This is a genomic window from Pseudomonas sp. FP1742 (genome assembly GCF_030687145.1).
Lineage (GTDB): Bacteria > Pseudomonadota > Gammaproteobacteria > Pseudomonadales > Pseudomonadaceae > Aquipseudomonas > Aquipseudomonas frederiksbergensis_D.
Genome location: NZ_CP117460.1, coordinates 4,911,679 through 4,924,008, shown reverse-complemented (window position 1 = coordinate 4,924,008; position 12,330 = coordinate 4,911,679). Strand labels below are relative to the sequence as shown.

The 12,330-nt window shown below is 62.6% G+C and carries 13 protein-coding genes; 12 read left to right on the top strand and 1 reads right to left on the bottom strand.

Annotated features, from left to right (window positions below):
* Positions 1–53: 53 nt before the first annotated feature.
* On the bottom strand, positions 54–575 hold the full coding sequence (locus PSH64_RS22315) for a DUF2062 domain-containing protein (RefSeq protein WP_105342956.1): 522 nt from the start codon (positions 573–575) through the stop codon (positions 54–56).
* A 136-nt stretch (positions 576–711) separates the two neighbouring features.
* On the opposite strand from PSH64_RS22315, the gene PSH64_RS22310 reads away from it, so the two are divergent.
* From PSH64_RS22310 to PSH64_RS22255, 12 genes are all read left to right on the top strand, one after another.
* Positions 712–2,946 (top strand): DNA internalization-related competence protein ComEC/Rec2, encoded by a 2,235-nt coding sequence (locus PSH64_RS22310; RefSeq protein WP_305478694.1) that lies wholly within the window; start codon positions 712–714, stop codon positions 2,944–2,946.
* A 97-nt stretch (positions 2,947–3,043) separates the two neighbouring features.
* The gene (locus PSH64_RS22305; protein ID WP_162556235.1) at positions 3,044–3,679 is read left to right on the top strand and encodes a MotA/TolQ/ExbB proton channel family protein; all 636 of its coding nucleotides are present in this window, start codon (positions 3,044–3,046) and stop codon (positions 3,677–3,679) included.
* Positions 3,676–4,104 carry a biopolymer transporter ExbD gene (locus PSH64_RS22300; RefSeq protein WP_305478693.1) on the top strand — a complete coding sequence of 143 codons (429 nt, stop codon included), beginning with the start codon at positions 3,676–3,678 and terminating at the stop codon, positions 4,102–4,104. The genes PSH64_RS22305 and PSH64_RS22300 overlap by 4 nt, the downstream gene beginning before the upstream one ends.
* Complete coding sequence (gene lpxK, locus PSH64_RS22295) at positions 4,104–5,114, top strand: tetraacyldisaccharide 4'-kinase (protein WP_105342965.1); 1,011 nt, start codon at positions 4,104–4,106, stop codon at positions 5,112–5,114. Before PSH64_RS22300 ends, lpxK begins: the two co-directional genes overlap by 1 nt.
* A gap of 25 nt (positions 5,115–5,139) precedes the next feature.
* Positions 5,140–5,325, top strand: coding sequence for a Trm112 family protein (locus PSH64_RS22290; RefSeq protein ID WP_003179363.1), 186 nt, complete (start codon positions 5,140–5,142; stop codon positions 5,323–5,325).
* Complete coding sequence (gene kdsB, locus PSH64_RS22285) at positions 5,322–6,086, top strand: 3-deoxy-manno-octulosonate cytidylyltransferase (RefSeq protein ID WP_105342967.1); 765 nt, start codon at positions 5,322–5,324, stop codon at positions 6,084–6,086. The genes PSH64_RS22290 and kdsB overlap by 4 nt, the downstream gene beginning before the upstream one ends.
* Positions 6,086–6,550: a low molecular weight protein-tyrosine-phosphatase gene (locus PSH64_RS22280; RefSeq protein ID WP_105342969.1), complete on the top strand. Its 465-nt coding sequence runs from the start codon at positions 6,086–6,088 to the stop codon at positions 6,548–6,550. The genes kdsB and PSH64_RS22280 overlap by 1 nt, the downstream gene beginning before the upstream one ends.
* Positions 6,547–7,566, top strand: coding sequence for a UDP-N-acetylmuramate dehydrogenase (gene murB, locus PSH64_RS22275; RefSeq protein WP_305478692.1), 1,020 nt, complete (start codon positions 6,547–6,549; stop codon positions 7,564–7,566). The genes PSH64_RS22280 and murB overlap by 4 nt, the downstream gene beginning before the upstream one ends.
* A gap of 242 nt (positions 7,567–7,808) precedes the next feature.
* Positions 7,809–8,279 (top strand): (2Fe-2S)-binding protein, encoded by a 471-nt coding sequence (locus tag PSH64_RS22270; RefSeq protein WP_105342973.1) that lies wholly within the window; start codon positions 7,809–7,811, stop codon positions 8,277–8,279.
* Positions 8,276–10,597, top strand: coding sequence for a xanthine dehydrogenase family protein molybdopterin-binding subunit (locus PSH64_RS22265; protein ID WP_105342976.1), 2,322 nt, complete (start codon positions 8,276–8,278; stop codon positions 10,595–10,597). The genes PSH64_RS22270 and PSH64_RS22265 overlap by 4 nt, the downstream gene beginning before the upstream one ends.
* Positions 10,597–11,580: an XdhC family protein gene (locus PSH64_RS22260; RefSeq protein WP_305478691.1), complete on the top strand. Its 984-nt coding sequence runs from the start codon at positions 10,597–10,599 to the stop codon at positions 11,578–11,580. Before PSH64_RS22265 ends, PSH64_RS22260 begins: the two co-directional genes overlap by 1 nt.
* Entirely contained in the window at positions 11,577–12,170 is a 594-nt protein-coding gene (locus tag PSH64_RS22255; protein ID WP_305478690.1) for a nucleotidyltransferase family protein, read from the top strand. Before PSH64_RS22260 ends, PSH64_RS22255 begins: the two co-directional genes overlap by 4 nt.
* The last annotated feature ends 160 nt before the right edge of the window (positions 12,171–12,330 follow it).

Below are 12,330 nucleotides of genomic sequence, written 5' to 3'. Positions count from 1 at the left end.
GCGTCAGCCCAGACACCGCAAAAAGAAACGGCCTCCCAAGTGGAGGCCGTTTTTCATTCCTGCATCCGGCTGCGCTTACGCCGGGCCCACTGTCGACTCACCCACCAGCGCCAATAGATCATCACCAGGCAATAAGCCAACGCCCCGAGCACCAGCCCTGTTACCACCGAGCCGAGCAGGAACGGTTGCCACAGGCTCGAGAGCTCGCCGCTGATCCATGCCCAGGTCAGCTCGTCCGGCAGGCTCCTGGCAGGGACGTCCATCAGCCATGCGCCAGTCTGGTAAGTGCAGAAGAACACCGCCGGCATGGTGATCGGGTTGGTCAGCCAGACCAGGCTGACGGCAATTGGCAGGTTGCCGCGCACCACGATGGCGAGGATGGCGGCCACCAGCATTTGCAACGGAATGGGCAGGAACGCCGCGAACAGGCCAACGGCCATGGCCCGCGCGACGGAATGGCGATTGAGGTGCCAGAGGTTCGGGTCATGCAGCAGGGTGCCAAGAAAGCGTAAGGATTTGTGTTCCCTGATGCTGGTCGGGTCTGGCATGTAGCGTTTGAATAAGCGCCGGGGCATAAGGCTTCTCGGTCGGTTAAGGCGGCAAGTATGTCTGGATTCTACGAGCCGCCTATTCAGACTTTGTGACAATTGATAACGACGTTTGTGCGGCGCGGCGGCTAAGCCTGGTGAGGGGACTCTCAAGGACGGGCTTATGCGCACAGGGATGATGGCGCTGGCGGTCGGTCTGCTGGCTTTGCGTTTTTTACCGGCGTTACCGCCGACGGGGTTGTGGCTGCTATTGCCGGTAGCGGGATTGATGTTGCTGCCGTTTCGAACCTTTCCCCTGGCATTTTTGCTGTTTGGTTTCAGTTGGGCCTGTGCGAATGCGCAGTGGGCGCTGAATGATCGCCTGGCGCTGAAGCTCGATGGCGAGACTCGCTGGGTCGAAGGTCGGGTTACCGGGTTACCGCAGCAGGCTGAGGGCGTGGTGCGCTTCGAACTGACGGACAGTCAGTCGCGTCGCAGCCAACTGCCTCGGCACTTGCGTCTGGCCTGGTATGGCGGGCCGCCCGTCAACAGTGGCGAGCGGTGGCGGCTGGCGGTCAAACTGAAGCGTCCGGCCGGGCTGCTCAACCCCCACGGTTTTGATTACGACGCCTGGTTGCTGGCCCAACGCATCGGTGCCACCGGCACGGTCAAGGACGGCCAGCGACTGAGGGAGGCGCAATGGGCCTGGCGCGACAGTGTCCGCCAGCGTTTGCAGGCCGTGGATGCGCAAGGGCGAACGGGGGCGCTGACGGCGTTGGTGCTGGGGGATGGCGCCGGTCTGAGCCGTGAGGACTGGCTGGTGCTGCAAGACACCGGCACCGTGCATCTGTTGGTGATTTCCGGGCAGCACATTGGTTTGCTGGCGGGGCTGGTGTATCTGTTGATCGCCGGGTTGGCGCGTTATGGCCTGTGGCCCAGGCGCTTGCCGTGGCTGCCATGGGCGTGCGCACTGGCATTCGCCGCAGCGCTCGGTTATGGGCTGCTGGCCGGCTTCGAGGTGCCGGTGCGGCGGGCCTGCCTGATGATCGGCCTGGTGCTGCTGTGGCGGCTACGGTTTCGTCATCTCGGGGCCTGGTGGCCGTTGTTGCTGGCGCTTGATGGCGTTTTGCTGCTGGAGCCGCTGGCGAGCCTGCAACCGGGTTTCTGGTTGTCCTTTGCGGCAGTGGCGGTGCTGATTTTCACTTTTGGCGGGCGATTGGGCCCGTGGCGCTGGTGGCAAACCTGGACCCGCGCCCAATGGCTGATCGCGATCGGTCTGTGCCCGCTGCTATGGGTGCTGGGGTTGCCGATCAGTCTCAGTGGACCTCTGGTCAACTTGCTGGCGGTGCCCTGGATCAGTCTGGTGGTCTTGCCGCCGGCCTTGCTCGGGACACTCTTGTTGCCCGTTCCTTATGTGGGCGAGGGGTTGCTGTGGTTGGCCGGCGGTCTGGTCGACCTTTTGTTCAAGGGGTTGGCATTGATGTCCGGGGAGCTGCCCGCGTGGCAGCCGGTGGCAGTCCCGTTGTGGGTTTGGGCGTTCGGCACGCTAGGTGCATTTTTGCTGTTACTGCCGCCAGGCGTGCCGTTGCGCCCGTTGGGCTGGCCGTTGTTGCTGTTGCTGGTTTTTCCGCCCCGGCACACGCTGCCTGAAGGCATCGCCGAGGTCTGGCAACTGGATGTCGGCCAGGGGTTGGCCATTCTGGTGCGCACCCGCCATCACTCCTTGCTGTATGACGCCGGGCCACGGTTTGGCGATATCGACCTGGGGGAGCGGGTGGTGTTGCCATCATTGCGCAAGCTGGGGGTGAATGGACTCGATCTGATGCTGATCAGCCACGCCGACGCCGATCATGCTGGCGGCGCGCGAGCCATTGCCGGGGGATTGCCGGTGACGCGGGTGCTGAGCGGCGATCCACTGGCCCTTGCAGACGAACTGCAGGCCGAGGGGTGCGAGAGCGGTCAGCAGTGGACCTGGAACGACGTGCGGTTCCAACTCTGGCAGTGGCCGTCGGCCAGCGACAGCAATCAGAAATCCTGCGTGCTGCAGATCGAGGCTAATGGCGAACGCTTGCTGCTGACCGGCGATATCGATACCGCGGCGGAGCGGGCGCTGCTCGACGGGCCATTGGCGGTGCCGACGGATTGGCTGCAGGCCCCGCACCATGGCAGTCGCAGTTCGTCTTCGATGGCATTGCTCAGCACCTTGCAACCCAAAGCGGTGTTGATCTCCCGTGGCAACGGCAATTCTTTCGGCCATCCTCATCCCACGGTCGTGGCGCGCTATCAAAAGCGTGGCGTGGCGATCTACGACAGCGCCGGGCAGGGTGCCATTCGTCTACAACTGGGGCGCTTCGAACCGCCCTGGACGATGCTTCAGGAACGGCGTTTCTGGCGCGATCGGCCATCATTGAGCCAGTAAGCCGAGTCATTAAAGCCCGACCGGATGCGACATCACGGTCTTCGGTGCGCCCACCCCCTATGTTAGAGTGGCGCACTTTTTCGAGGGGACTGTCACTGTGTGGGAATTGGTCAAATCCGGCGGCTGGATGATGCTGCCGATCATTCTGAGTTCCATCGCGGCCATGGCGATCGTCGCCGAGCGTCTCTGGACCCTGCGCGCCAGTCGCGTGACCCCGGAGCACTTGCTCGGGCAGGTGTGGGTCTGGATCAAGGACAAACAACTCAATAAAGAAAAACTCAAGGAACTGCGCGCCAACTCCCCGCTGGGCGAGATCCTGGCTGCCGGTCTGGCGAACTCCAAGCATGGTCGCGAGATCATGAAAGAGTGCATTGAAGAGGCCGCCGCGCGGGTGATTCATGAACTTGAACGCTACATCAACGCCCTGGGCACCATCGCCGCCATGGCCCCGTTACTGGGGCTGCTGGGTACGGTGCTGGGCATGATCGATATTTTCAGTGCGTTCATGGGCACAGGCATGGGCACCAACGCCGCGGTGCTGGCCGGGGGGATTTCCAAGGCGCTGATCACCACCGCCGCGGGCCTGATGGTCGGTATCCCGGCCGTGTTCTTCCACCGCTTCCTGCAACGCCGGATCGATGAGCTGGTGGTGGGCATGGAGCAGGAAGCGATCAAACTGGTCGAAGTGGTACAGGGCGATCGCGACGTGGACCTGGCCGAGGGCAAAGCGTGAAATTCCGTCGTAAACCGCGGGAAACGATAGACATCAACCTCGCGTCGTTGATCGACGTGGTGTTTATTCTGCTGTTGTTTTTCGTCGTGACCACCACTTTCACCCGTGAAACCCAGTTGCGCGTCGACCTGCCGGAAGCGGTCAGCGGCTCCCCGGCCGAAGACCAGCAGCTCAAGCAACTGGACATCGCCATCAGCGCCGACGGGGCATATTCGGTCAACAACCAGTTGTTGCCGAAGAACGACCTGACCAGCCTGATGGAAGCGCTGCAGAAAGAATCCAATGGCGACACCAATCTGCCGCTGTCCATCAGCGCCGATGGCAAGACGCCTCATCAGTCCGTCATTACTGCCATGGACGCTGCCGGCAAGCTCGGTTTCAGCCATTTGCGCATGACCACTATCGAGGCGGCGCCAGCGTCCTGATGGCCATGTCCGATCGATTGCTCGCCGCGTGGTACGAAGGTCATCCGGCGTTGAAGCTGTTGCAGCCTCTGGAATGGCTGTACCGGCGCGTGGTCACCGGCAAGCGCGAGCGTTTTCTGGCTGGCGAGGGCGAGATCTACCAATCGCCCGTGCCACTGATCGTGGTCGGCAATATCACGGTGGGCGGCACCGGCAAGACACCACTGATTTTGTGGATGATCCAGCATTGCCAGCGCAGCGGTCTGCGGGTCGGTGTGGTCAGCCGTGGTTACGGCGCCAAACCGCCGCAATTGCCGTGGCGGGTCGAGGCGGATCAAGGCGCGGACGTGGCGGGCGATGAGCCGCTGTTGATCGTCCAGCGCACCGGCGTGCCGCTGATGATCGACCCGGACCGCAGCCGCGCAGTCAAAGCCTTGCTGGCGAGTGAGCCGCTGGACCTGATCCTTTCCGACGACGGCATGCAGCATTACCGGCTGGCCCGGGACCTGGAACTGGTGCTGATCGATGCCGCCCGGGGGCTGGGCAACAAGCGTTGCCTGCCGGCCGGGCCGTTGCGCGAACCGGTCGAGCGCCTGCAAAGCGTCGACGCGGTGCTGTACAACGGTGCCGCCAATGATCGCGAAGACGGTTTTGCCTTTCAGTTGCAACCCACCGAACTGGTCAATCTGCACAGCGGTGAACGGCGGCCTCTGGGCCATTTTCCCGCTGGCCAGGCGTTGCATGCGGTGGCCGGAATCGGCAATCCGCAACGTTTCTTCACGACCCTCGAAACGCTACACTGGCGGCCAGTGCCCCATGCATTTGCCGACCACGCCGAGTACAGCGTGCAGGCCTTGAATTTCACACCGTCATTGCCAGTGGTGATGACGGAAAAGGACGCGGTGAAGTGCCGTGCCTTCGCCGCCGCCGATTGGTGGTACCTGGCGGTCGATGCTGCGCCATCGCCGGCCTTCGTGGCCTGGTTCGATACGCAGCTGATGCGCCTGTTGCCGGCTCGTCTTTTGCCTTAACTCCGTTTCTATCCAGGGAATGTACATGGACACCAAATTGCTCGATATCCTCGCTTGCCCGGTCTGCAAAGGCCCGCTCAAGCTCAGCGCCGACAAGACCGAGCTGATCAGCAAGGGCGCCGGCCTGGCGTACCCGATTCGCGACGGCATTCCGGTGATGCTCGAAAGCGAAGCGCGCACCCTGACCACCGACGAGCGTCTGGATAAATGACCACAGCCTTTACCGTTGTCATTCCATCGCGTTACGCCTCCACCCGTCTACCGGGCAAACCGCTGCTGCTGATCGCCGGCAAGCCGATGATCCAGCACGTCTGGGAACAGGCGAGCAAAAGCAGCGCCCAGCGCGTGGTGGTCGCCACTGACGATGCGCGCATCGTCGAGGCCTGCAAAGGCTTTGGCGCCGAAGTGGTGCTGACCCGCGAAGATCACAATTCCGGCACTGACCGTCTGGCGGAAGTCGCGGAGAAACTGGGCCTGGCCCCGGACGCGATCGTGGTCAATGTTCAGGGCGACGAGCCGTTGATCCCGCCAAGCGTGATCGATCAGGTCGCCACCAACCTGGCCGCTCACACCGAAGCACGCATGGCCACCCTGGCCGAGCCGATCGAAGACGTCGAAACCCTGTTCAACCCCAATGTGGTCAAAGTGGTCAGCGACCTCAATGGCCTGGCGCTGACCTTCAGCCGTGCCACCTTGCCGTGGGCTCGCGATGCGTTTGCCAAAAGCCGCGAGCAATTGCCGGAAGGCGTGCCGTATCGCCGCCACATCGGTATCTACGCTTACCGCGCCGGTTTCCTGCAGGACTTCGTCACCTGGGGCCCGTGCTGGCTGGAAAACACCGAGTCTCTGGAACAGCTGCGTGCCCTTTGGCACGGCGTGCGGATTCACGTCGCCGATGCGCTGATCGCACCGCCCACCGGCGTCGACACCGTTGAAGACCTCGAGCGCGTTCGTCGCCTGCTGGAGGCCTGATGCGGGTTCTGTTCGTCTGCCTGGGCAACATCTGCCGGTCCCCCACGGCCGAAGGCGTATTGCGGCACAAACTGCGTGAGGCGGGGCTGGCCGATCAAGTCGAAGTGGCTTCCGCCGGCACCGGCGACTGGCACGTCGGCAAGGCCCCGGACAAGCGCAGTCAGGCCGCGGCGAAACTGCGCGGTTATGACCTGTCCGCCCAGCGCGCCCAGCAAGTGACCCGCGCCGATTTCGCCGCCTACGACCTGATCCTGGCGATGGACAATAGCAACCTGCGCCACCTCAAGGCATTGCAACCGGCCAAGGGCAAAGCCGAGCTGGATTTGTTCCTGCGTCGCTATCAGTCGGAAATCGATGAAGTGCCGGATCCTTATTACGACGGCGACCAAGGCTTCGAACAGGTACTGGACCTGATCGAGCGCGCCAGCGATCTGCTGGTGATCGAATTGAAGGGACGGCTATGAGTTTGCAGGTTCAACCCCGGGTTTCGCTCAAACCGTACAACAGCTTTGGTGTGGACGTTCAGGCGCGGCTGTTTGCCGAAGCCCATAGCGATGCCGACGTGCGCGAAGCCCTGGCCTATGCGGTGGAACACGAAGTGCCGGTGCTGGTAATCGGTGGTGGCAGCAATTTGCTGCTGACTGCCGATGTGCCGGCACTGGTGCTGCGCATGGCTACACGGGGGATTCGCCTGCTGAGCGATGACGGCAACCAGGTGGTGATCGAGGCCGAGGCGGGCGAGCCGTGGCATCCGTTTGTGCAACACACCCTGGCACAAGGGTGGTCGGGGCTGGAGAACCTCAGCCTGATCCCCGGCACCGTCGGCGCGGCTCCGATGCAGAACATCGGCGCTTACGGTGTCGAGATAAAAGACGTATTCGCCGGCCTGACGGCCCTCGATCGCCAGACCGGCGAACTGCGGGACTTCACGCTGGCCGAGTGCAACTTCGCCTACCGCGACAGCCTGTTCAAACAGGAGCCGGGGCGCTGGTTGATCCTGCGGGTGCGTTTCACCCTCGCGCGCACCGCGCACCTGCACCTGGAATACGGCCCGGTTCGCCAGCGCCTGACCGAGCAGGGTATTAATCACCCGACGCCCACCGATGTCAGCCAGGCCATTTGCAGCATCCGCAACGAAAAGCTCCCGGACCCGGCGGTGCTCGGCAATGCCGGCAGCTTCTTCAAGAATCCGTTGGTGCCAGCCGCACTCGTGGCACAACTCAAGGGTGAATACCCGGATCTGGTGGCGTATGCGCAGCCCGATGGGCAAATGAAGCTGGCGGCGGGCTGGCTGATCGAACGCGCCGGCTGGAAAGGCTTTCGCGACGGCGATGCCGGTGTGCATAAATTACAGGCGCTGGTGCTGGTCAACTACGGCAGCGCAACGGGCCTGCAATTGCTGAGCCTGGCGCAGCGCATTCAGAAAGACATAGCAGAGCGTTTCAAGGTCGACCTGGAAATGGAACCCAACCAGTATTGAGGCTACGCTTCAGGCTGATTAAAAAGCCCTGCACATTTTCAAATGTGCAGGGCTTTTTTGTTAATGCTCAGTTAACTTAGCCAGCTAACGATGCAAGCATTTGCTCCATCAAAGGCCCGGTGCAGACGTCGCGTCTACATAAGAGAGCCGATTAGCCTGAGTCGATCTGCGTGTAGTGAACCGCGAACCCCAAGCGGCAGATTGCTCGACCCCATAACCTCTATAACTATGCGGGCGTGCCCATGATTACCCTGAAACTCAATGGAAAAGACCATCAACTCGATGTCACCGAGGACATGCCACTGCTCTGGGCGATCCGCGACGTGGCCGGTTACAACGGCACCAAATTCGGCTGCGGCATGGGCCTGTGCGGCGCTTGCACCATTCATATCGATGGCGCGCCCGCGCGCAGTTGCATCACGCCGATCGGCTCGGTAGTTGGCCAGAACGTCAGCACCATCGACGACCTGCATGCCGACCCGGTGGGCAAAGTCGTCCAGCAAGCCTGGCTCGACAGCGCCGTGGCCCAGTGCGGTTACTGCCAGGGCGGGCAGATCATGTCGGCCACCGCGCTGCTGAAAACCAACCCGAACCCCAGCGATGAGCAGATTGAAGAGGCGATGGTCGGCAACATTTGCCGTTGCGGCACTTATAACCGAATCAAGACCGCCATCCGCCAGGCATCCACTCACCTGAAAGAGGCCAAGGCATGAGCCAGCTACCGAATGATTTTGCGCTGAGCAACCTCAGCCGCCGTGGTTTCCTCAAAGGCGTGGGTGCCACCAGCGCGTTGGTGCTGGCGGCCAGTTGGGGGTGGCAGGATGCGCTGGCCGCGGAGAAAGACAAGAAGTTCGGCGCTGACGGCATGCCAAACGGCTGGATCGATGATCCGAAGGTTTACATCAGCATCGCCGCCGATGGCAGCGTGACGGTAGTCTGCAACCGCTCGGAAATGGGTCAGGGCGTGCGCACCAGCCTGACCATGGTGGTGGCCGATGAACTGGACGCCGACTGGGCACAGGTCAAAGTGCAGCAGGCGCCGGGCGACGAAGTGCGCTTCGGCAATCAGGACACCGACGGTTCGCGCAGCATGCGTCACTGGTACGAGCCGATGCGCCGTTGCGGTGCTGCCGCGCGGACCATGCTTGAGCAAGCTGCCGCCGAACAGTGGAAAGTGCCGGTCGGCGAGTGCCATGCGCAACTGCACAAAGTCATCCATAAGCCGAGCGGCCGTGAACTGGGCTACGGCGCGTTGGCCGCGGCTGCCAGTGCGCTGGCGGTGCCGGCGCGCGACAGTTTGCGGCTCAAGCAACCGTCGGAGTTTCGTTACATTGGCAAGGAAGGTACCAAGGCCATCGACGGTGCGGACATCGTCAACGGTCGCGCGGTCTACGGCGCCGATGTGCACTTTGACGGCATGCTCTTTGCCACCATCGCCCGTCCGGCGGTCTATGGCGGCAAGGTCAAATCCTTCGATGCCAGCGCCGCGATGAAAGTCCCGGGGGTGATCAAGGTCCTGCAAATCGAAAGTCGTCCATTGCCATCCGAGTTCCAGCCGCTTGGCGGTGTGGCTGTGGTGGCCAGCAACACCTGGGCCGCGATCAAGGGCCGCGACGCGCTGAAGATCGAGTGGGATGACGGCCCCAACGCCAGTTACGACTCGATCGCCTATCGCAAGGAACTCGAAGCCGCGTCCCTCAAACCCGGCAAAGTGGTGCGCAATACCGGCAACATCGACCAGGCCATGGGCAGTGCCGACAGCACTCTCGAAGCTTCCTACTATCTGCCGCACCTGGCGCAATCGCCCATGGAGCCGATGGTCGCCATCGCCCGTTTCAAGGATGGCGTGTGCGAGGCCTGGGCGCCAAGCCAGGCACCGCAAGTCACCCGCGAGCGGATCGGCGAGCGCCTGGGCATTCCATTCGATAACGTCACGTTCAACGTCACCTTGCTCGGCGGCGGTTTCGGTCGCAAGTCCAAGCCGGACTTCGTTATTGAAGCGGCGATCCTGGCCAAGGAGTTCCCGGGCAAGGCCGTGCGGGTGCAGTGGACCCGTGAGGACGACATCCACAACTCGTATTTCCATACCGTGTCCGCCGAATACCTGAAGGCCAGCCTGAACAAGGACGGCCTGCCGTCCGGCTGGCTGCACCGCACGGTGGCGCCGAGCATTACCGCGTTGTTCGCGCCGGGCATGAACCATGAGGCGGCTTTCGAGTTGGGCATGGGCTTTACCAACATGGCTTATGCGATCCCCAACGTACGCCTGGAAAACCCTGAAGCGGCGGTGCACACGCGGGTCGGCTGGTATCGCTCGGTGTCGAACATTCCCCACGGTTTCGCGATTCAGAGCTTTGTCGATGAACTGGCCCATAAGGCCGGCCAGGATCCGCTCAAGTACCAGATCAAGCTGCTCGGCCCGGACCGTCAGATCGATCCGCGCACCTTGAGTGAAGAGTGGAACTACGGCGAATCCCCTGAGCGTTATCCGATCGATACCGCACGGATGCGCACGGTGCTGGAAACCGCCGCCAAAGCCGCCGGTTGGGGGCGTGAGTTGCCCAAGGGCCGGGGCCTGGGCCTGGCGGTGCATTACAGCTTCGTCACTTATGTGGCAGCGGTGATCGAGGTCGAAGTCAAAGACGATGGCACGCTGATCGTGCACAAGGCCGACATCGCCGTGGACTGCGGCCCGCAGATCAACCCCGAGCGGATTCGTTCGCAGTTCGAAGGCGCCTGTGTCATGGGCCTGGGCAACGCAGTACTGGGGGAAATCAGTTTCAAGGACGGCAAGGTTCAGCAGGACAATTTCCACATGTACGAAGTGGCGCGCATGTCCCTGGCACCGAAAGAAGTCGCCGTGCACCTGGTCACGCCGCCAGGCAACGTGCCGTTGGGCGGGGTCGGTGAGCCGGGCGTGCCACCGATCGCGCCAGCGCTGTGCAACGCGATCTTCGCCGCCACCGGCAAGCGCATCCGTAACCTGCCGGTTCGCTATCAGCTGCAAGGCTGGCAGAAGGCTCAAGCCTGATGGACAGCGTCGATCTGAACGTCCTGCGCAGCGTGCTGCAATGGCGCCTGGCCGGTCAGCGGGTGATGTTGTACAGCGTGGTCCAGACCTGGGGCACCGCGCCCCGGGCACCTGGGGCCATGCTGGCCTTGCGTGAGGATGGCGTGGTGATTGGCTCGGTGTCCGGTGGGTGTGTCGAGGACGACCTGATCGCCCGGCTGCACGATGGCCGTATCCCGGCCGATGGGCCGCCGGTGCAGTTGATTACCTACGGCGTCACCCGCGAGGAGGCCGCACGGTTTGGTTTGCCCTGCGGTGGCACTTTGCGCCTGACTGAAGAGCGCGTTGGCGATCCGGCATGGGTCGCCCAGTTGCTGGCGCGCTGCGAGGCGCATGAAATCGTGGCGCGCTCGCTGGATGTTGCAACCGGTGAAGTGGTTCTGCAGCCGGCGAACAAGCACGATGTGCTGGATTTTGACGGCAGCACACTGCGCGCCATTTACGGCCCGCGCTGGCGGTTGTTGCTGATCGGCGCCGGGCAACTGTCGCGTTACGTTGCCGAGATGGCGCGTTTACTGGATTTCGAAGTGCTGATCTGCGATCCGCGCACCGAGTTCGTCTACGGTTGGGAGGAGCAACACGGTCGCTTCGTCCCGGGCATGCCCGACGAAGCGGTGCTGACCATCCAGACCGACGAACGCACCGCCATCGTCGCGCTCACCCACGATCCACGCCTGGATGACATGGCGCTGCTCACGGCCCTGGACTCCAGGGCGTTTTATGTCGGTGCGCTGGGCTCTCGGGTCAACAGCCAGAAGCGCCGGGACAACCTGGCTCAGCTAGGCTTGTCACAACAGGCCATCGAGCGGTTGCACGGCCCGATCGGTTTGCACATCGGCAGCCATACTCCGGCGGAAATCGCCTTGTCGCTGCTGGCCGAGATTGTGGCAATCAAAAACGGCGTCGAACTGAAACAGAAGAAGCCGTTGCAGGAGAGCGTATGAGCGAATCCATCGGCGTTATCGTTCTGGCCGCGGGGCAGGGCAGTCGGTTTCGACAGGTAGCGGGTGACGATAAGGACAAGTTGCTGGTGGACTGCACCGCCCGTGATGGCATCACCGTGCACTCAATGATCGAGCAGGTGCTGGTGAATCTGCCGGCCGCGCTTGCGAAGCGCGTGCTGGTGACCACGGCGGACCGCCCGCAAGTGATTCGCATGGCGCAGGCCTATGGTTGCGAGATTGTGCGGATCGAGTCGACCGGCCTGGGCGACAGCATTGCGGCGGGTGTGGCGGCGTGTTCGCACCTCGATGGCTGGCTGATCATGCTGGGGGATATGCCGTTTATCCTGCCGACGAGTATTGAACAGGTCGTCGCGGCCATTGCCGATGACACCGTCAGCGTGCCGGTGTATGAGGGGCAATACGGGCACCCGGTGGGATTCGGGCGAAGCTTCGGTCCGGGCTTGATGGCGTTGACCGGCGATCACGGCGCCAGGTCGCTGTTCGCGCAGGCGAGGGTGGTCGAGGTGGCAGTGGTGGATCCGGGGGTGTTGTGGGATGTGGATACTCCAGAGGGATTGGTCTTCGCCTGACACATCGCCATCGCGGGCAAGCCACGTTCCCACAGGTCCTGTGTCGTTCAGAAGAAATCATGTTCGAGGTAAAACCTGTGGGAGCGTGGCTTGCCCGCGATGAACGGTAACGCGGTTATCCTGCGTTGCAACGGGCATAAAAAAGCCCCGCCTGGATCAC